The 19,142-nt window shown below is 62.2% G+C and carries 16 protein-coding genes and 7 tRNA genes; 4 read left to right on the top strand and 19 right to left on the bottom strand.

The annotated features are described in order from the left end of the window. Positions 1–155: 155 nt before the first annotated feature. Positions 156–1,034, bottom strand: coding sequence for a LysR family transcriptional regulator (locus RYH74_RS05650; protein WP_286100319.1), 879 nt, complete (start codon positions 1,032–1,034; stop codon positions 156–158). A 120-nt stretch (positions 1,035–1,154) separates the two neighbouring features. Between RYH74_RS05650 and RYH74_RS05645 the strand changes: the two genes are divergently transcribed. Together RYH74_RS05645 and RYH74_RS05640 are read left to right on the top strand one after the other, a co-directional pair. Further along, positions 1,155–1,889, top strand: coding sequence for an AzlC family ABC transporter permease (locus RYH74_RS05645; protein WP_317409075.1), 735 nt, complete (start codon positions 1,155–1,157; stop codon positions 1,887–1,889). Next, the gene (locus RYH74_RS05640) at positions 1,886–2,212 is read left to right on the top strand and encodes an AzlD domain-containing protein (RefSeq protein WP_085614556.1); all 327 of its coding nucleotides are present in this window, start codon (positions 1,886–1,888) and stop codon (positions 2,210–2,212) included. Before RYH74_RS05645 ends, RYH74_RS05640 begins: the two co-directional genes overlap by 4 nt. A gap of 74 nt (positions 2,213–2,286) precedes the next feature. Here RYH74_RS05640 and RYH74_RS05635 read toward each other — a convergent pair. Together RYH74_RS05635 and phnN are read right to left on the bottom strand one after the other, a co-directional pair. Beyond that, positions 2,287–2,363, bottom strand: a tRNA-Arg gene (locus RYH74_RS05635). Between the two features lie 111 nt (positions 2,364–2,474). Further along, complete coding sequence (gene phnN, locus RYH74_RS05630) at positions 2,475–3,068, bottom strand: phosphonate metabolism protein/1,5-bisphosphokinase (PRPP-forming) PhnN (RefSeq protein WP_085589085.1); 594 nt, start codon at positions 3,066–3,068, stop codon at positions 2,475–2,477. A gap of 345 nt (positions 3,069–3,413) precedes the next feature. On the opposite strand from phnN, the gene RYH74_RS05625 reads away from it, so the two are divergent. Further along, positions 3,414–3,740: an Arc family DNA-binding protein gene (locus RYH74_RS05625; RefSeq protein ID WP_012273554.1), complete on the top strand. Its 327-nt coding sequence runs from the start codon at positions 3,414–3,416 to the stop codon at positions 3,738–3,740. A 226-nt stretch (positions 3,741–3,966) separates the two neighbouring features. On the opposite strand, the gene mgtE is transcribed toward RYH74_RS05625, so the two are convergent. The 10 genes from mgtE to alaS form a co-directional block, all read right to left on the bottom strand. After that, a complete protein-coding gene (gene mgtE / locus RYH74_RS05620) occupies positions 3,967–5,409 on the bottom strand; it encodes a magnesium transporter (RefSeq protein WP_025340118.1) in 1,443 nt (480 codons plus the stop codon). A 530-nt stretch (positions 5,410–5,939) separates the two neighbouring features. Beyond that, positions 5,940–6,016 (bottom strand) — tRNA-Arg (locus RYH74_RS05615). A gap of 73 nt (positions 6,017–6,089) precedes the next feature. Continuing rightward, positions 6,090–6,166, bottom strand: a tRNA-Arg gene (locus RYH74_RS05610). 71 nt (positions 6,167–6,237) lie between these two features. After that, positions 6,238–6,314 (bottom strand) — tRNA-Arg (locus RYH74_RS05605). 73 nt (positions 6,315–6,387) lie between these two features. Continuing rightward, positions 6,388–6,464, bottom strand: a tRNA-Arg gene (locus RYH74_RS05600). A 71-nt stretch (positions 6,465–6,535) separates the two neighbouring features. Continuing rightward, positions 6,536–6,612, bottom strand: a tRNA-Arg gene (locus RYH74_RS05595). A gap of 106 nt (positions 6,613–6,718) precedes the next feature. After that, positions 6,719–6,809: transfer RNA gene (locus tag RYH74_RS05590), tRNA-Ser, on the bottom strand. Between the two features lie 72 nt (positions 6,810–6,881). Beyond that, a complete protein-coding gene (csrA, locus tag RYH74_RS05585) occupies positions 6,882–7,070 on the bottom strand; it encodes a carbon storage regulator CsrA (protein WP_003254503.1) in 189 nt (62 codons plus the stop codon). A 165-nt stretch (positions 7,071–7,235) separates the two neighbouring features. Further along, a complete protein-coding gene (locus tag RYH74_RS05580; RefSeq protein WP_013973645.1) occupies positions 7,236–8,471 on the bottom strand; it encodes an aspartate kinase in 1,236 nt (411 codons plus the stop codon). Positions 8,472–8,555: 84 nt separating this feature from the next. Beyond that, positions 8,556–11,180: an alanine--tRNA ligase gene (gene alaS, locus RYH74_RS05575; protein ID WP_025340119.1), complete on the bottom strand. Its 2,625-nt coding sequence runs from the start codon at positions 11,178–11,180 to the stop codon at positions 8,556–8,558. A gap of 265 nt (positions 11,181–11,445) precedes the next feature. Here alaS and RYH74_RS05570 point away from each other — a divergent pair, with 265 nt between their 5' ends. Continuing rightward, positions 11,446–12,726, top strand: coding sequence for a M91 family zinc metallopeptidase (locus RYH74_RS05570; protein ID WP_075045958.1), 1,281 nt, complete (start codon positions 11,446–11,448; stop codon positions 12,724–12,726). 21 nt (positions 12,727–12,747) lie between these two features. On the opposite strand, the gene astE is transcribed toward RYH74_RS05570, so the two are convergent. The 6 genes from astE to aruF form a co-directional block, all read right to left on the bottom strand. Continuing rightward, entirely contained in the window at positions 12,748–13,755 is a 1,008-nt protein-coding gene (astE, locus tag RYH74_RS05565) for a succinylglutamate desuccinylase (protein WP_075045959.1), read from the bottom strand. A gap of 10 nt (positions 13,756–13,765) precedes the next feature. Further along, positions 13,766–14,056 (bottom strand): topoisomerase II, encoded by a 291-nt coding sequence (locus tag RYH74_RS05560; protein WP_003256592.1) that lies wholly within the window; start codon positions 14,054–14,056, stop codon positions 13,766–13,768. Between the two features lie 14 nt (positions 14,057–14,070). Further along, the gene (gene astB, locus RYH74_RS05555) at positions 14,071–15,420 is read right to left on the bottom strand and encodes an N-succinylarginine dihydrolase (RefSeq protein ID WP_286100322.1); all 1,350 of its coding nucleotides are present in this window, start codon (positions 15,418–15,420) and stop codon (positions 14,071–14,073) included. Between the two features lie 23 nt (positions 15,421–15,443). Next, positions 15,444–16,907 carry a succinylglutamate-semialdehyde dehydrogenase gene (gene astD / locus RYH74_RS05550; protein WP_075045961.1) on the bottom strand — a complete coding sequence of 488 codons (1,464 nt, stop codon included), beginning with the start codon at positions 16,905–16,907 and terminating at the stop codon, positions 15,444–15,446. After that, positions 16,908–17,936 (bottom strand): arginine N-succinyltransferase, encoded by a 1,029-nt coding sequence (gene astA / locus RYH74_RS05545; protein WP_286100323.1) that lies wholly within the window; start codon positions 17,934–17,936, stop codon positions 16,908–16,910. Between the two features lie 78 nt (positions 17,937–18,014). Then, the gene (aruF, locus tag RYH74_RS05540; RefSeq protein WP_025340125.1) at positions 18,015–19,034 is read right to left on the bottom strand and encodes an arginine/ornithine succinyltransferase subunit alpha; all 1,020 of its coding nucleotides are present in this window, start codon (positions 19,032–19,034) and stop codon (positions 18,015–18,017) included. Positions 19,035–19,142 lie beyond the last annotated feature (108 nt).

Here is a 19,142-nt window from a genome sequence, read left to right as displayed (position 1 = left end):
CCAGCCACAAGTGGCATGCCTCTGACGGGCAAGCATATGCCTAGCGTGGCACCATCGGAATAGCCCCAACGCCCTATTTTCGCGGTGCTGACGACGGGCATGGCATTTGCCCCGTTCGCCCGCTCCCACAGACACCGTGCATGGCTTGGGGGCGCTCAAGCCAACTGCAACAGCGCCTCCTCCACTGCGGCAACCACCTGGTTGCCCTTGGCACCCGGCAGCCGCCATGCGGCAATGGTCATGCCCAGTGGCACCGCGCGGTCGATGGGGGCGACCAGTTCGCCGCTGTCGAGGTAGCGTTGCACCAGGCTTCTGCGCCCTATCAGCACCCCGGCGGCCAGCAAGGCTTGCTGCAGGGCGATCGAGTACAGGGAAAAACCCGGCCCACGGGCAACGAACCTGTGTCCGGGCATCACCGCCCCCGTCCACACCGCCCAGTCGTTCCAGCCCACGTCGGCGATGCAACGGGCGTCGGCAAGGTCCTCGGGCTTGGCGATGCTGGCGGCCAGGGCCGGCACGCACACGGGCAGGACTTCTTCCGTGGCTATCCTGCGTTGCCAGCGCTCGGGCTTTTCGGTGTAGAACAGGCACAGGTCGAACGGGCTGCGTTTCAGGTTGGGCGGCTCATCCACCGCCGTCACCGAGATCTCGATGGGTGCCAGCAGCCGGGTCAGTTCCGGCAGGCGTGGCCCTATCCACAACTGCGCCAGGGCAGGCGATGTGACGATATGCACCCGCTGCGGTGCGGCCAGGCGGCGCAGTGTGCGCGCGGCGGCTTCCACCGCGTCGAACGCCTCGGTGAACTGGCCTTTCACGCTTTCGCCCAAGGGCGTCAGGCGCACGCCTTTGGCATGGCGCTCGAACAAGGCTGCGCCATATTCGCTTTCCAGGGTCTTGACCAGGGCGGCGATGGCCCCCGGGGTCACCTTCAGCTCGAGTGCGGCACGGGCAAAACCGCCCAGGCGGGCTGACGCTTCGAAGGCACGCAGGGCATTGAGCTGCAGCGAGTGCCGGGTAGGAGTATCGAGGTACACGGTTAAGGCCTATTTTTTTTAGGCCTACTATTCCAGAAATCTGACGTTGAGGCCAACTGTCGCGCGCATTAACGTGGACGTACCGCCCTTGCACCGTCTGCACACTTTCAAGGATTTCAAATGCCGTATCCAAGCGGGACCCAAGCGTTCAGGCAAGGTGCCCACAGCGCCCTGCCATTGACCTCCGGCATCGTGCCCTTCGGCCTGATCACCGGGGTCACGGCGATCGGCATGGGCCTGTCGCCAACCGATGCCATCGGCATGACCTTGCTGTTCTACTCCGGCTCGGCGCAAATGGTGGTGATGCAGTTGATGCAAAGCGCCGCCCTGCCGGTGACCATGGTAGTCACCGCGCTGGTGATCAACCTGCGCTTCCTGATGTACAGCGCCAGCCTGGCCCCGCACCTGGGCCAGCTGCCGCGCCGCCAAAAGTGGCCGATGGCGTACATGCTGTCAGATCAGTCCTTCGCCCTGTGCACGCTGAAGATGGGCTCGGGCGGGCTCGGGCAGTATGCCTACCCCTACTATGCCGGTACGGCAATCACCATGTTCTTCGGCTGGAACCTCTCGGTGCTGGCGGGCATGTACCTGGGCGCGAGCATTCGTGAAGACTGGTCGCTGGGCTTTGCCATTCCATTGTCATTCCTGGCCCTTTTGATACCCGGCATTCGCAATGCGGCCACGCTTGGCGCAGCGCTGACCGGCGGCGTGCTCGCCGTGCTGGCCGCCAACCTGCCCTACAACCTCGGCCTGCTGGCTGGCGCGCTGGGCGGCATCATCGCCGGGCTGGCCATCGAGAGCTGGCAAAAACAGCAAACCGTGGCAGACGCCAATACCGAGCAGGAAGCATCATGAGCGAAACGACCCAGTGGATAACCTTCATTCTGATCGGCCTGGGCACCTTCGCCATCCGCCTGTCGTTCATCGAGTTGCACACGGTGTTGCGCATCCCCCCACTGTTTCGCCGCGCCTTGGCGTATGTGCCGGCCAGTGTGCTGGCGGCATTGGTATTGCCGGCTGTGGTATTCCCTGACCGGCAGGCGGGGTTCGACTGGATGAACCCGCAGATACCAGCGGCGATACTGGCCGCGCTGGTGGCGTGGCGTACGCGCAGCACGATGCTGACGCTGATTGTGGGAATGGGAATGCTGTGGGCCTTGAAGCATCTGGGTATGTAGGAATACGCAGGTTCAAGGCTTCCCGATTTCGCGTCAACAACACCGGGTGAACGCGGTAAGGGAACGAAAGGAAATGGCGTCCCAGGCAGGAATTGAACCTGCAACCTTCCCCTTAGGAGGGGGATGCTCTATCCAATTGAGCTACTGAGACGCAAGTACCGGCAGCGGACGCTGCACAGCAGGACGGCCAGCATGTTAACCAGCATGCTGGCGTTTGTCATGCCTCATGCGGGCTTTTTCGCGTAATCCTTTTCTGCCAATGCTACACCTGCGGCAGCACGCCTTCATCACGCAACAGCGCGAACAATGCCGCGACCGCGGTTTCCAGGGTGGTGGAGTTGTCCAGCACATGCAGCGACGGATCGGCCAGCGCCTGCAAGCGTGCATTACGTGCCAGGCGCTGCTCGACTTCCTCTGCGCTTTCCCGGCCGCGGGCCACCAGGCGCTCGCGCAGCACCTCGTGCCGGACCTCGACCAGCACTGCCAACAGGTTCGGGTAGCGCCGGCGCGCCTCGGCCAGATAAGCCCGCGAACCATTCACCAGCACCGCCCTGCCCTCCGCCAGCCACTGGTCCACCTGTAGTGGAATGCCGTAATCCAGGCCATTGGCCCGCCAATGCATGGCGAACGCGCCTTGCGCGCGCAGTGCTTCGAACTGTTCGGCCGAGACTCCATGGGCGGCTTCGCCCTTGGCTTCGGCCGACCGGGTAATGACGCGACGGGCGATTTCCACCCCCGCGGCTGCCAATCGCTCACGAGAAGCATCGATCAGGGAATCTTTCCCGGAACCCGACGGTCCTACCAGATATATCAACCGACCTGTCCCTGATTGGCGGTCGCTTGCGTCATGTTGCATAGCCACTATGCTCTATGGAGGGAAACCGGCACATTCTAGGGGCTTTCCCAGCCTTTTGCTGCGTTTTACCAGTTTTTGACGGCAAAAGTCTGACGATTGGGTAAGCTGGAGCATGTAAAACTTTTCAAACCAGTACTCATTTCTGATAATTGGTACTGGCACAAAGCCTTTATCCGGCTCACTATTTGTCACAGAATTGACGCCAAGGAAACGGCGACCATGAGGCAAGATGAGCATCCATTTTTCACAGACGGTTGAACATTTCGTCGTCGCCACGGTCGTACTACCACCCCGTGCGGCCAATTTGAGAACCGCTTCCCCTGAACCAAAATCCGGTCAATTTATATGCGCCCAATGAAACAGGCTATTTATTCGAGCCGCACTGCTGACAAGTTCGTCGTCCGCCTGCCAGACGGGATGCGTGAGCGCATTGCCGAGGTAGCGCGCAACCATCACCGCAGCATGAACTCCGAAATCATCGCGCGCCTGGAACAGAGCCTTATCCAGGAAGGTGCGCTGGGTGACGAGTTGAGCATGCGCCTGGACAGCCCTGAACTGTCCCTGCATGAACGCGAGTTGCTGCAACGCTTCCGCCAACTGTCGCACCGCCAGCAGAACGCGCTGGTCGCCCTCATCGCTCACGATGTGGAAATGGCTACCGACGCCTCCTGAGGTTTGCAGCCGAACATGAAAAAGCCAGCGTAAGCTGGCTTTTTTGTGGGCTTACCGCCGCTGTAGGATCACTGCCTTTGTGGGAGCGGCCTTGTGTCGCGAAAGGGCCGCAGAGCGGCCCCGCGATGTCAGCGGCACTGCGCATACTTCCGGGGCTGCTTTGCAGCCCTTTCGCGACGCAAGGCCGCTCCCACAAGAACCTCATCAGCTTGTGGAAGTTAAACGGCTACAGCAGGAACAGCGTGGCCAGCCCGAGGAAGATGAAGAACCCGCCGCTGTCGGTCACCGCGGTAATCATCACGCTGGAGCCCATCGCCGGGTCGCGCCCCAGGCGCGTCAGGGTCATCGGGATCAACACTCCCATCAAGGCCGCCAACAGCAGGTTCAAGGTCATCGCCGCAGTCATCACCAGGCCCAACGACCAGCTGCCATACAGCCAGAACGCCACCGCACCGATCACCCCGCCCCAGATCAGGCCGTTGAGCAGCGATACCGCCAGCTCCTTGCGCATCAGGCGGCTGGTGTTGCCCGGCGACACCTGGTCCAGCGCCATGGCGCGCACGATCATGGTGATGGTCTGGTTACCGGAGTTGCCACCAATACCCGCCACGATCGGCATCAGCGCAGCCAGGGCCACCAGCTTCTCGATCGAACCTTCGAACAGGCCGATCACACGCGACGCAACGAAAGCGGTAATCAGGTTGATGGCCAACCAGGCCCAGCGGTTGCGCAGCGAACGCCAGACCGAGGCGAAGATGTCTTCTTCCTCGCGCAAACCGGCCATGTTCAGCACTTCGCTTTCGCTTTCTTCACGAATCAGGTCGACCATTTCGTCGATGGTCAAGCGGCCGATCAGGCGTTCGTTCTTGTCCACGACCGGCGCAGATACCAGGTCATAACGCTCGAAGGCCTGCGCCGCATCATAGGCATCTTCCTCGGGGTGGAAGGAGACCGGGTCGGTCGCCATGACCTCCGCCACCTTCTTCTCCGGGTCATTGACCAGCAGGCGCTTGATCGGCAATACACCCTTGAGAATGCCGTCATAGTCGACCACGAACAGTTTGTCGGTGTGGTTCGGCAGTTCTTTCAGGCGGCGCAGATAGCGCAACACCACTTCCAGGCTGACGTCTTCGCGGATGGTGACCATCTCGAAGTCCATCAGCGCACCAACCTGCTCCTCGTCGTAGCTCAGCGCCGAACGCACGCGCTCGCGTTGCTGGGCATCGAGGGTTTCCATCAGCTCGTGAACAACGTCACGCGGCAGCTCAGGAGCCAGGTCGGCCAGCTCGTCGGCGTCCATTTCCTTGGCGGCGGCGAGCAGTTCGTGATCGTCCATGTCGGCGATCAGCGATTGCCGCACGGCGTCGGACACTTCCAGCAGGATGTCGCCATCGCGATCCGAGCGCACCAGCTGCCAGACCGTCAGGCGGTCTTCCAGGGGCAAGGCTTCGAGGATGTAGGCGATGTCGGCGGGGTGCAGGTCATCGAGCTTGCGCTGCAGCTCGACGAGGTTCTGGCGGTGGACCAGGTTTTCCACCAGGTCGTTGTGGGCGCCTTCCTGACGGTGGGTCAGGTCTTCGACCACGCGCTGGCGTTGCAGCAGTTCGACCACCTGGGCCAGGCGGTCCTGCAGGCTTTCCTGCGCTTTTTTTACTTCTACTTCAGTCATAGGCGAACTCCACTCCCAGCAGCGGAGCACGCCGGGAGAATCAATCGGTCAGATCTTTCTGTATGAATCTTGTTAGCGAGTAACTACTGGGTAAGTCCATGGTGGTTTTCCACAAGCCCCGGCGGGGCTGACGGGCGCAATCATACACTGCTAAAGCTGTCAGATCGCTTAAAATTTTGGCCAGAACAATCGTTTGCGTGATAAAGCTGGGACAACGCTCGAAGCTATCAGTGCGACGGTGGGTCTGGCGGTTAAAGCACATTTGTTGTGTGCCTGGATGTGTATGCGATACCTGATCGAATTCGGGGCTGCTTTGCAGCCCTTTCGCCGGCAAGCCAGCTCCCACAGGGACAACACAGTCCAGAGAGCAGCGCGATACCTGTGGGAGCTGGCTTGCCGGCGATGGGCCGCATGGCGGCCCCAAGCTACACCACAATCATTACAGAAGAGCGTAGATCGACATCACCAACAATTCATTGGCGCAGAAAAACAAAAAGCCCGCTCATTTGAGCGGGCTTCTTGATTTGGTGTGGCGGACTCAGGAGGATTCGAACCTCCGACCGCTCGGTTCGTAGCCGAGTACTCTATCCAGCTGAGCTATGAGTCCGTGGTGGTATTTTTTAGACCAGGTTACCACTGGTTGGTTGAAGTGCCTTTGCAAGCAGAGCCACTTCAAAAAGTGGCGGACTCAGCAGGATTCGAACCTGCGACCGCTCGGTTCGTAGCCGAGTACTCTATCCAGCTGAGCTATGAGTCCGCGATGGTAGTTTTAGACCAGATTACCACTGGTTGTTTGAAGCAGCCTTGCAAACAAAGCCACTTCAAAAGTGGCGGACTCAGGAGGATTCGAACCTCCGACCGCTCGGTTCGTAGCCGAGTACTCTATCCAGCTGAGCTATGAGTCCGTGGTGGTATTTTTTAGACCAGGTTACCACTGGTTGGTTGAAGTGCCTTTGCAAGCAGAGCCACTTCAAAAAGTGGCGGACTCAGCAGGATTCGAACCTGCGACCGCTCGGTTCGTAGCCGAGTACTCTATCCAGCTGAGCTATGAGTCCGCGATGGTAGTTTTAGACCAGATTACCACTGGTTGTTTGAAGCAGCCTTGCAAACAAAGCCACTTCAAAAGTGGCGGACTCAGGAGGATTCGAACCTCCGACCGCTCGGTTCGTAGCCGAGTACTCTATCCAGCTGAGCTATGAGTCCGTGTCTTGCCGCGCATTATAGGTCGCTGAAACATTTTTGCAAGAACTTTTTCGTTTAAAATCAACTACTTAGCGTTCTTACTGCTTACAGCGCCCTAAGCGAATAATGGCGGTGAAGGGGGGATTCGAACCCCCGATACCCTTATGAGGTATACTCCCTTAGCAGGGGAGCGCCTTCGGCCACTCGGCCACCTCACCGCAACACGAGGCGAATATTAAACAGGCTCTTCCTCGTTTGCAACCCTTTTTTTGAAAAAAACTTCAAAAAAATTAAAGGCTTGGCTCCTCGTCCTTCTCTTTCTTGATCCGCAGGTAGATTTCCTCGCGGTGCACAGCCACTTCTTTCGGGGCGCTGACGCCAATACGCACCTGGTTGCCTTTGACGCCGAGCACCGTCACGGTGATCTCGCCGTCTCCAATGATCAGGCTCTCGGCGCACCGACGAGTCAGAATCAACATAGCTTTCTCCTTACGCAAAACATTCAGGGGTAACAGTCTTGGGTGTCGCGGCCTGGTCGTGGACGACGACCAGGGCCCGGTTACTCGCCACACAGGGCAGGACAGGCCTGTGTGGCGAGCAGAAACGCGAAGGGCGCGGCAAGCCGCGCCCTTCCAGGCAGCGTATTACTCGCTCTGTCGTGCCGGAGCGTCGAGCTCGAACGCGGTGTGCAGCGCGCGTACGGCCAGCTCCAGGTACTTCTCTTCGATCACGACCGAAACCTTGATCTCGGAGGTGGAGATCATCTGGATATTGATGCTCTCCTTGGCCAGGGCTTCGAACATGCGGCTGGCAACACCGGCGTGCGAACGCATGCCGACGCCAACGATCGAGACCTTGGCGATCTTGGTGTCGCCGATCACTTCACGGGCACCGATTTCGCGGGCAGTGTTTTCCAGCACGCTCTGCGCCTTCTCGTACTCGTTGCGGTGTACGGTGAAGGTGAAGTCGGTGGTGTTATCGTGGGCAACGTTCTGCACGATCATGTCGACCTCAATGTTCGAGGCGCTGATCGGACCGAGGATCTTGAAGGCCACGCCCGGGGTGTCCGGCACGCCGCGAATGGTCAGCTTGGCTTCATCACGGTTGAAGGCGATACCGGAAATGATCGGCTGTTCCATGGATTCCTCTTCATCAATGGTAATGAGGGTACCCGGACCCTCCTTGAAGCTGTGCAGCACGCGCAGCGGAACGTTGTACTTGCCGGCGAACTCCACCGAACGGATCTGCAGCACCTTGGAACCAAGGCTGGCCATTTCCAGCATCTCTTCGAAGGTGATCTTCTCCAGGCGCTGGGCCTGTGGCACAACGCGCGGGTCGGTGGTGTAGACGCCATCGACGTCGGTGTAGATCTGGCACTCGTCAGCCTTCAGCGCAGCCGCCAGGGCCACGCCCGTGGTGTCGGAGCCACCACGGCCCAGGGTGGTGATGCTGCCGTGCTCGTCGACGCCCTGGAAGCCCGCTACCACGACGACGCGGCCTTCCTTGAGGTCGGCACGAATCTTCTGGTCGTCGATCTGCAGGATGCGCGCCTTGTTGTGCGCGCTGTCGGTGAGAATGCGCACCTGGTTGCCGGTGTAGGACACCGCTGGCACACCACGCTTGATCAAGGCCATGGTCAGCAAGGCAATGGTGACCTGCTCACCGGTCGACACGATCACATCCAGTTCACGCGGAACCGGTTGATCGGTGATCTGCTTGGCCAGGTCGATCAGGCGATTGGTTTCACCGCTCATGGCCGACAACACAACCACCAGGTCGTCGCCCGCCTCACGGTGTTTCTTGACCTTATCGGCTACCTGCTCGATCCGCTCGATGGAACCGACAGAGGTGCCGCCAAATTTCTGTACGATCAACGCCATTTCAATGGTGCCTCAGCCCATACAGGGCCCCAAAAAACAATCCAACATGAAGAGGCCCGCGACTAGACCGCCGGCCCCCTCATCTCAAAGTCCCTGCTCTGCGAATGGCACGGCCAGCGCCAGGGCCTGGTCCAGTGCAGCGACGTCGACGCCACCACCCTGGGCCATGTCCGGACGGCCACCGCCCTTGCCACCCACCGCCGCAGCGGCTTGTTTCATCAGATCGCCAGCCTTGAGTTGGCTGGAGAGGTCCTTGGTCACGCCGGCCACCAGCACGACCTTGCCCTCATGCTCGCTGCCCAGCAGGATCACTGCGTGGCCGAGCTTGTTCTTCAGCTGATCGACCAGCGCCAGCAGGGCCTTGCCGTCCTGCCCATCCAGGCGGGCGGCGAGCACCTTGGCGCCCTTGACCTCAACGGCCGCGTTGGAGAGATCATCCCCGGCGGCGCTGGCGGCCTTGGCCTGCAGCTGTTCCAGCTGCTTCTCCAGCTGGCGGTTGCGCTCGAGCACAGCCGACAGCTTGTCGATCAGGTTGTCGCGGTTACCCTTCACCAGCTGCGCGGCTTCCTTGACCTGCTCTTCGGCAGCGTTCAGGTAGGCCAGCGCAGCAGCGCCGGTGACCGCTTCGATACGGCGCACGCCAGAGGCCACGCCGCCTTCGCTGATGATCTTGAACAGGCTGATGTCACCGGTGCGCTTGGCGTGGATACCGCCGCACAGCTCCACCGAGAAATCGCCGCCCATGCTCAGCACACGCACGGTGTCGCCGTACTTCTCGCCGAACAGCGCCATGGCACCCTTGGCCTTGGCGGTTTCGATGTCGGTCAGTTCGGTTTCCACCGCAGTGTTCTTGCGCACTTCACGGTTGACGATGTCTTCCAGGGCCTTGATCTGCTCCGGTTTCACCGCCTCGAAGTGGCTGAAGTCGAAACGCAGGCGCTGGCTGTCGACCAGCGAGCCTTTCTGCTGCACATGCTCGCCCAGTACCTGGCGCAGCGCTTCGTGCAGCAGGTGGGTGGCGGAGTGGTTCAGCGAGGTGGCGTGCTGCACGTCGGCATCGACCTTGGCCTGGACCGGCGAACCGATCACCAGCGCACCGCTGGCAACCACGCCGTGGTGCAGGAAGGCACCACCGGTCTTGGTGGTGTCGCGCACGTCGAAGCGCGCAGCACCAGCCTGCAGGTAGCCGGTGTCGCCCACCTGGCCACCGGATTCGGCGTAGAACGGCGTGCGGTCGAGCACGACCACGCCCTGCTCGCCTTCACCCAGCTGGTCGACGGCTTGGCCGTCCTTGTACAGGGCGATGATCTTGCCCTGGCCTTCGGTGGCCTCGTAGCCGAGGAACTCGGTGGCGCTGTCGACCTTGACCAGGCTGTTGTAGTCCATGCCGAAGGCGCTGGCAGAACGGGCGCGCTCACGCTGGGCGTCCATCTCGCGCTCGAAGCCGGCTTCGTCGATGGTCAGCTCGCGCTCGCGGGCGATGTCGGCGGTCAGGTCCATCGGGAAGCCGTAGGTGTCGTACAGCTTGAACACCACATCGCCCGGCACCACCTCGCCCTTCAGCTGGGCCAGGTCCTGCTCGAGGATGCGCAGGCCCTGCTCCAGGGTCTTGGCGAACTGTTCTTCTTCAGCCTTGAGCACGCGTTCGATGTGCGCCTGCTGGCTGTTCAGTTCCGGGAAGGCCTCGCCCATCTCGGCGACCAGCGCGGCGACGATCTGGTAGAAGAAGCTGCCTTTGGCGCCCAGCTTGTTACCGTGGCGGCAGGCACGACGAATGATGCGGCGCAGCACGTAGCCACGGCCTTCGTTGGACGGCAGCACACCGTCGGCGATCAGGAAGCCGCACGAACGGATGTGGTCTGCGACCACTTTCAGCGAGGCCTGGCCCTCATTGCCGCAACCGATGGCCTTGGCCGCGGCCGACAGCAGGTTCTGGAACAGGTCGATCTCGTAGTTCGAGTGCACGTGCTGCAGCACGGCGCTGACGCGCTCCAGGCCCATGCCGGTGTCCACCGACGGCGCTGGCAGCGGGTGCAGCACGCCGTCGGCGGTGCGGTTGAACTGCATGAAGACGTTGTTCCAGATCTCGATGTAGCGGTCACCGTCTTCTTCCGGCGAGCCGGGTGGGCCGCCCCAGATGTCCGGGCCGTGGTCGTAGAAGATCTCGGTGCACGGGCCGCACGGGCCAGTGTCGCCCATGGTCCAGAAGTTGTCCGAGGCGTACGGGGCGCCCTTGTTGTCGCCGATGCGCACCATGCGCTCGGCCGGCACGCCGACTTCCTTGGTCCAGATATCGTAGGCTTCGTCGTCAGTGGCGTAGACGGTGACCCAGAGCTTTTCCTTGGGCAGGTTCAGCCATTTTTCCGAAGTCAGGAAGGTCCAGGCGAAGGTGATCGCATCGCGCTTGAAATAGTCACCGAAGCTGAAGTTGCCCAGCATTTCGAAGAAGGTGTGGTGACGCGCGGTGTAACCGACGTTTTCCAGGTCGTTGTGCTTGCCGCCGGCGCGCACGCACTTCTGGCTGCTGACGGCACGCGTGTAGGCACGCTTCTCCGCACCGAGGAAGCAGTCCTTGAACTGGTTCATGCCGGCATTGGTGAACAGCAGGGTCGGGTCGTTGTTCGGGATCAGCGAACTGGAGGCGACTCGGGTATGTCCCTGCTCTTCGAAGAAGCGAAGGAAGGCTTCACGGATTTCTGCGCTTTTCATAGGTTCTTCCACGGAAACGGCGGCCGTTTGGGCTAATACGTCGAATCGACGAAACGACGGCAAAGGGCGCCATTATAGCCAGCCTGAACGGGAGATACAGTGTGTTTGTACACCAGAACAGCAATCGGCGGATGAAAAGCCGTTCATGAGCACGGCCAGGGCGGAAAAGCAGACCTGCAGGCCCACCCATGCGGTACATAAGCAACACCTGACCCGCGCAGTGGAGCGGGATCCTGCCGGCCCACCCTCGCTGCCGGAGCACTCCATGCCTGAGCTGAACCTCTCCAAACTCCACTCGGACCCGCATCCGCTACCCCACGGCATCATGCAGGCCAACCCGAGACCGATCTACTACATCGATGCACGGGAACCAGTCCATGCAGAAACCGCCTTCGACAATAACGAAGACAATCCTCGGCAACAGACCGAGGTCAAGTACATCCAGGCCGACGAAAATGTGCGAATCACCCTCGAGCGCGCCTATCCATTGGGGCGGCGCTATCACCGCAGCACCCCGAACAGCGAGCTGCTGGTCTTCAACGTGGCCCCGCGTACGCTACGCGCGGATGAGCAGCAAAAGCGCGTACGTATCGCCCCTCGCGAATGCCTGCTGGAAGTGACCATCAACGATGCGGTATTCATGGTCGCCGCGCATACCGCCCAAGCCATCGCCATTCGCCTCACCGATGGCAATCACCACGTCGTCATCGCCCCGGAGGTGAAGAAGACGGTGCTGATCGACATGATAGGGAGCGGCAACAGGATCGACACCGGCGCAGGTATCGTCCACATCGACGCCCATACCGGCACGCACCAGATTGTGGTCGGTAGCGGCCCGGTACTCATCGACAAGGGCGACGCGGTTGTCAACGTCACGGGGCACCGCCTGCTTGGCCGCGAGTCCTCCAGGGTCGAGCTCTACCGCGATACCGAAAACGATGCACGACTGGCCCGGCCCGTGACGGTCGAACATCAGGCCCTGGGCAATATCGGCGTGCGAGTGACGGGTAGCGACCCGTTCAGGCAAGCGGCACAGGATGCGCTGGAGCTGCTGCGCAAACTACCCTGCGGCCAGGCGCTGCTGGCGGCCCTGGATAAAAAGGCCGGGCAGTCCGGGACGCCGATCAGCCTGATCGAAGCATCCAGACACCAATTCACGACCTATACACCCAGCGACCACGAAGAAGATGAAGACGAAGGCCACTTCATCATCGACGAAAACCAGAGTAGCTGGGGCTACAGCGGCGGCACCCTGGCATACAACCCAGGCTGGTCGACCGCTGCGCAACTGCCACTACTCGACCTTTACCGCTGCCTTTGCCAAGGCTGGAACTCGATGTCAGGCACCGTCTTTCCGGGCCAGACCGAGGTTCAAGGCAAAAGCGGCGCTTATCCGGTGGACAACCTGCTGCTGCAGAGCATCGGCTTACCCACCGATTGCAGGTTCACATTCGGCGGCAGCACCGCCCTGAACACCAACCCACCCGCCTTCACTGAAAACGGGCTACGCCAGGCGCTGCAACTGGAGCTGCGCACACAGCCGTAAGCCCAGTGTATCGGGGCCAGCTCAGCCTAGTCGCTGGCCGGAGTCAGGAACGATCAGAATCCCCGCCCTGAGGCCATTCTTGACCTTGGGGTTGGGGAAGATGATGCGCGCGCCCTCCTCCTCGACCACCCAACGCGTCTCGGCCAGGTCTTCGGCCAGCAGGTAACCCTTGCTCAGCTCGGAGAAATTCTCGATGTCCGCCGGCAGGTGCAGGTGGAAGCTGTCGCTGTGCTTGATGATCTCGCGGGACACGCTGAACAGCTGCAGGCCATCCAGAGAGCCTTCGCCCTGTGGCTCGGTGTCTTCGATGATGTGGATCAGCCTCGCTTCCAGCTTGTCCAGGTTGACCAGCTCGTTCTGACCGAACGGGCGGGCCTTGCCCAGTTCCAGGGTAAAGGCCTCGGCCTCCAGCTGCTCGTAGGTGAAGGCGCTGAAGGTGATGGAAGACTTGCTCTGCAGCAACACCGCCTCCATGCCCGCCGCCGCCAGGCGCGCCAGCTCGCGACGGGAATGCTTGCGCCCCTCTTTATAAGGGTACAAGGCGAACTGCTCGATCTTCGAGCCGCGGATGGCGGTATGCAGGTCGTAGTGCAGGCGGTTGCGCCCCGGTTTGCTGAAGAACACCCGGGCGAACTGTTCCAGCTCGGCGGCACGCAATGCCTCGAAGCCACTGGACAGCTCGTGGCGGCCGTTGAACAGGCGGTTGATGTCCTGCTCGATGAAGCGCTCGCCCTTGCGGATCGCTGCCGGGTTGCCGAACAGGAACAGCACCCGGGCCTTGGGTTTGATCTTGCCGTTGGCCACGCCATGCAGCAGCCGCTCGAGCAACTCGATCGGTGCCGTTTCGTTGCCGTGGATGCCGGCGGACAACAGCAAGTCCAGCCCGCAATCCTCGTTTTCGGCCGGGCGCACTTCGAGCGCGCCCTCCCCCAGCCAACGCAAACGCGCGCCCTTGGGTGTCACTTGGGTCTTCTCGGCCGGTTCGTGATCGGTGAGGGTCAGCTCAAGCAATTTGCCAAGGGCGAGCATAGGTACTTCCTTAGTGGTGGTGGCCGCAGTCGGGGCCATGGACGTGATCGTCGTCTTCGCCGACCTCCGCCGGTTCCATTTCCAGCTGCAGGCTGACCAGGTTGGTGGCCATCGGGCGCAGCAGCAGGTTGGCGTATTCGGTGTCGTCTTCCTCGACATCCACGCCGATCAGCAGCTGGCCACGACCATCCTGCTGAATCCACACTTCCTTGCCTTGCCAGACCACGGCAAAGCGGGTGCAGGAAGTTTCCAGCTGGGTGCCGTCTTCATCTTCCAGGATAAGGCGCAGGGCGTCGGTCATTGCAAAGTCTCTCTTCAAGGTTGGCGTTGGAACGGATACACCGAGCCCAACTTCAGGATCTGGGTCAATTCGTCCAGTGCCGTACGGCATTCCACCAGCAACTGCGGGTCGGCCAGGTCCGCCTCGCCAAGGCGATCGCGGTAATGCTTGTCGACCCACTGCAACAGGGTGTCGTACAGCGAGGCGGTCATGATAACGCCTTGGTTGACCGCTGCCAGTTCCGTTTCCTTCAACGCCACGCGCAAACGCAGGCAAGCCGGCCCACCGCCGTTCTGCATGCTCTGCTTGAGGTCGAATACCTTGACCTCTTTCACCGCGCCGCCCTGGCTGGTCAACTGGCCCAGGTAGGCCCAGACCCGCTCGTTGTTGCGGCACTCTTCCGGCACCACCAACAGCATGGAGCCGTCGTCGCGGCTGAGCAGCTGGCTGTTGAACAGGTAGGAACGCACCGCGTCCTCCACCGTCACCGCTGCCCGCGGCACGCAGATGGCCTGGAAGTTGCCACCCTTGCTGGCCAGTTTAGCTCGCAGCTGGCCAAGTACCGCGTCGGTGTCGAGGAAAGCGTCCTCGTGATAGAACAGCACCTCACCGTTGCCCACCGCAATCACATCGTTGTGGAACACGCCCTGGTCGATCACGGCCGGGTTCTGTTGAGCGTAGACCACGCCGTCATCGCTCAGGCCATGCAGCCGGGCCACAGCCTGGGAGGCTTCCAGGGTTTGCCGGGCCGGGTACTTCTGCGGCGCCGGGTAGCGGCTGTCGAAGGCGCTGCGGCCGTAGACGAAGAACTCCACGCCAGCCTCGCCATATGCACGGCAGAAGCGCGTGTGGTTGGCCGCCCCCTCGTCACCGAACTGCGCCACGGCAGGCAGTGCCTCGTGGTGGGCAAAGTGCTTGTCGTTGTTGAACATGGCACCCAGCACTCGGCTGGTGGTCGGGTGCTCGATACTGCGGTGGTACTTGCAGTTGAGGTTGGCAGCAGTGAAGTGCACGCGGCCATCGGCAGTGTCGGCACTGGGGCTGACCGTGGCGGCGTTGGCCACCCACATGCTCGAGGCCGAGCAGCTGGCCACCAGCAATGGCATGGCCTCCTTGGCGGCGCGCTGGATCACTTCGGCATCGCTGCCGCTGAAACCCAGGCGGCGCAGTGCGGCCACGTCCGGGCGCTCCTGCGGCGCCAGCACACCCTGCTTGAAGCCCATGTCGGCCAGCGCTTTCATCTTCGCCAGGCCCTGACGCGCGGCTTCGCGCGGGTTGGAACCCTGCTGGCTGTTGCTCTGCGAAGCCACGTTGCCGTAGGACAGGCCGCCATAGTTGTGGGTAGGCCCCACCAGGCCATCAAAATTCACTTCATAGGATTTCATCGGCTAGGCTCCGTGACCTGTTGTTATAGGGTGACGCCCGGCGTCAGGGTTGCCGGCAAGGCAAGGCTGGCGGTCTCCAGCGAAGCCACGGGGTAAGCGCAGTAGTCCGCCGCGTAATAGGCGCTGGCGCGATGGTTGCCACTGGCGCCCACACCGCCGAACGGTGCACTGCTGGCGGCACCGGTCAGTTGCTTGTTCCAGTTGACGATGCCAGCGCGGCTGCGCAGCCAGAAGTACTGGTAACGGGCGCGGGAATCGGACAGCAAGCCGGCAGCCAGGCCGTACTGGGTGTTGTTGGCCTCATCGATGGCGGCATCGAAGTCGGCATAGCGGATCACCTGCAGCAGCGGGCCGAAGAACTCTTCGTCCGGGCGCTCGGCCACGGCGGTGACATCGACAATGCCCGGGGTCAGCAGTGCGGCATCGGCCTGTGGCTGGGTCATTTCCAGCAGCTTGACGGCGCCCTTGGCGACCAGTTCGGCCTGGGCTGCAATCAGCGCCCGCGCTGCTTGCAGCGAAATCACCGAGCCCATGAACGGCGCCGGTTGCTGGTCGAACGCACCGACCGTGATGGATTTGCTCACCTCGACCAGGCGCGCGATCAGCGCATCGCCCCAGGCGCCTTGCGGCACCAGCAGACGGCGGGCGCAGGTGCAGCGCTGGCCGGCGGAAATGAACGCCGACTGGATAATGGTGTACACCGCCGCATCGAGGTCCTTGACCTCGTCCACCACCAGCGGGTTGTTGCCGCCCATCTCCAGGGCCAGGATCTTGTCCGGGCGACCGGCGAACTGCTGGTGCAGCAGGTTGCCGGTGCGGCTGGAGCCGGTGAAGAACAAGCCATCGATACCCGGGTTGGCGGCCAGCGCCACACCGGTTTCGCGCGCGCCCTGCACCAGGTTGAGCACACCCGCCGGCAACCCGGCGGCAATCCAGCAATTGACGGTCAGCTCGGCGACCTTGGGCGTCAGCTCACTGGGCTTGAACACCACGCAGTTGCCCGCCAGCAGCGCCGGCACGATATGGCCGTTGGGCAGGTGGCCGGGGAAGTTGTATGGGCCGAACACCGCCACCACACCATGGGGCTTGTGCCGCAGCACGGCGGTGGCATCGGCCAGCGGGCCGCTCTTTTCGCCGGTGCGCTCGCGGTAGCTCTGCACCGAGATCGCTACCTTGTTGATCATGCTGGTGACTTCGGTCGCCGACTCCCACAGGGGCTTGCCGGTTTCCTCACCGATGCACTGAGCCATGGCTTCGGCATGCGCTTTCAGTTGCGTGGCGAACTTCTCCAGCAAATCGATACGCGCTTCCAGGCTCAATTGCGCCCAGGCCGGGAAGGCCTGACGGGCTGCCTGCACGGCGGCATCCACCTGGCTGGCGTCAGCGCCCTGCCCCTCCCAGACGACGGCTTGCGTCACCGGGTTGAGCGACTGCAGGGTTTCGCCCTGGCCAACCTGCCAATTGCCTGCGATGTAATGCGTGGTCATTTACTGGGCCTCCCGGCTTGCCGACAGCGGCACGGCGCGCACGTTGTCGCCGGCGCCCATGCGCAGGCGCTTGGCGGTCAGGGGGTCGACCACCAGGGTACCGGCAGCCAGCCGCGCAGGTGCAGCCGTGATGCGGCAGTCGTCGCGCTTGCGGTTGTGGATGATGTAAGGCGTCGCGTCATCGCCCGGCGTGCCCACCGCCAGCACCAGGGTCTGGCTCTCGCGCACGGCGCGGATCTTGGAGGTGTCGCACTCGATGGCGGGGCCGGCGTCGAAGATGTCGACGTAGCCCTGGTAGTTGAAGCCTTCCTGCTTGAGCATGGCCAGCGCCGGCTCGGTGTCCTTGTGCACGCGGCCGATCACGTCGCGCGCCGCCTCGGACAGGAAGCAGGTGTACAGCGGGAACTTCGGCATCAGTTCGGCAATGAACGACTTGTTGCCCACGCCGGTGAGGTAGTCGGCCTGGCTGAACTCCATCTTGAAGAAGTGCCGGCCCAGGCTTTCCCAGAACGGCGAGCGGCCCTGCTCGTCGGACATGCCGCGCATTTCGGCGATGATCTTCTTGCCGAACAGCTCGGGGAACTCGGCGATGAACAGCATGCGCGCCCGCGACAACAGGCGGCCGTTGAGGCCGGAGCGGTAGTCGCTGCGCAGGAACAGCGAGCACAGCTCGGAGTTGCCGGTCAGGTCGTTGGCCAGGAACAGGGTGGGGATTTCGCGGTAGATCTTCAGCTCCTGCGAGGCGCTGACGGTCAGGCCGACCCGGTAGTTGTACCAAGGCTCGCGCAGGCCGACGGCACCGGCGATGGCACTGATGCCCACCACCATGCCTTCGTCGTTTTCCAGCACGAACAGGTAGTCGGTGTCGCCACGCTCGGCTTCGCCACGGAAGCTCTTTTCCGCCCAGCCAACGCGATGCCCCAGGCGCTCTTCGTTGGCCGGCAGCGTGGTCAGCCCGGTGGTACCGGTGCTGCGTGCCAATTCGATCAACGCAGGCAAATCGCTGCTGCGTACAGGACGAACGATCATGCTATCTCCTTTTGCGGCGGCGGCGGCCGGCGCGAAACTCTTCTAACGCATCAATCCCGAAACGTCTGTTGCCAGACCTCAGACCGCAACCAGACGCACGCTGGCACCCTCGCCCACCCCCAGCGCCTCGGCGGCGGCCGGGCTCAGGCTGACCGGTTTGCCCGGCACCCAGTCCAGGTCCAGCAGTACCGCGCGGTAGTCCTGCAACTGGCCGTTGCACACCAGGTACGGGCGCCCACCCTTGACCGGGGCGTCCTCGAGCTTCACCGGCACCACCCGGCTCTGGGCGATCGAGCGGATACCCGAAGTACGCGCATGCAGGGTCGGGCCGCCATCGAAGATGTCGATGTAGTGCTCGGTCTCGAAGCCTTCGCGCATGAGGATGTCGAAGGTAATCTGCGCCCGCGGGTGCACCTGGCCCATGGCTTCCTGCGCCAGGTCAGGCAGCAGCGGCACGTAGATCGGGTAGTGCGGCATCAGTTCGGCGAGGAAGGTGCGGCTCTTCAGGCCGCACAGGCGCTCGGCGTGGGCATAGTTGAGGTCGAAGAAGTTGCGGCCGATGGCATCCCAGAACGGCGATTCGCCCTGCTCGTCGCTGTAGCCGACGATCTCGGTCACCACCGAGTCGGCGAAACGCTCCGGGTGAGCGGCCATGAACAGCAGGCGGCCACGCGAATTGAGCTCGGCCCAGCCACTGTTCACCAGTTCCGGCAGCACATAGAAGCTGGTCAGCAAGCTGTTGCCGGTCAGGTCATGGCACAGCGACAGCACATGGATCTTGTTGTGGATCTTCAGCTCGCGCGAGGCGTGCACGAAGGTCTCGTTACGAAAGCTGTAGAACGGCTCGGAGTAGCCGGCCGAAGCGACGATGGCCGAGCAACCGGCCAGCTTGCCGGTTTCGCTGTCCTCGAGCACGAAGAAGTAGCTTTCTTCACCGTTGAAGCTGACCTCGGCGGCGAAGGAAGTCTCGGATGCGGCGATCTTGTCGCCCAGGCGAGCGGTGTCGTCCGGCAGCGAGGTGACACCAATGGGGCTGTCTGCAGCCATGCGCTGCACTTCGTTCAGATCAGCCATTTGCGCGGGGCGCATCACCAGCATGGTGTCACTCCTTTGGAATACGGGCCGCTCACGGCGGCACGGAAAAACGGCAGGTGCACTGGCACCTGCACTGGAATCGGGTATCACCGGCCCGGTGCAGACTCGGGT

The sequence above is a fragment of the Pseudomonas sp. LSJ-87 genome (assembly GCF_032971465.1).
Taxonomy (GTDB): Bacteria; Pseudomonadota; Gammaproteobacteria; order Pseudomonadales; family Pseudomonadaceae; genus Aquipseudomonas; species Aquipseudomonas putida_Z.
This window is presented reverse-complemented; position numbering and strand designations above follow the sequence as displayed.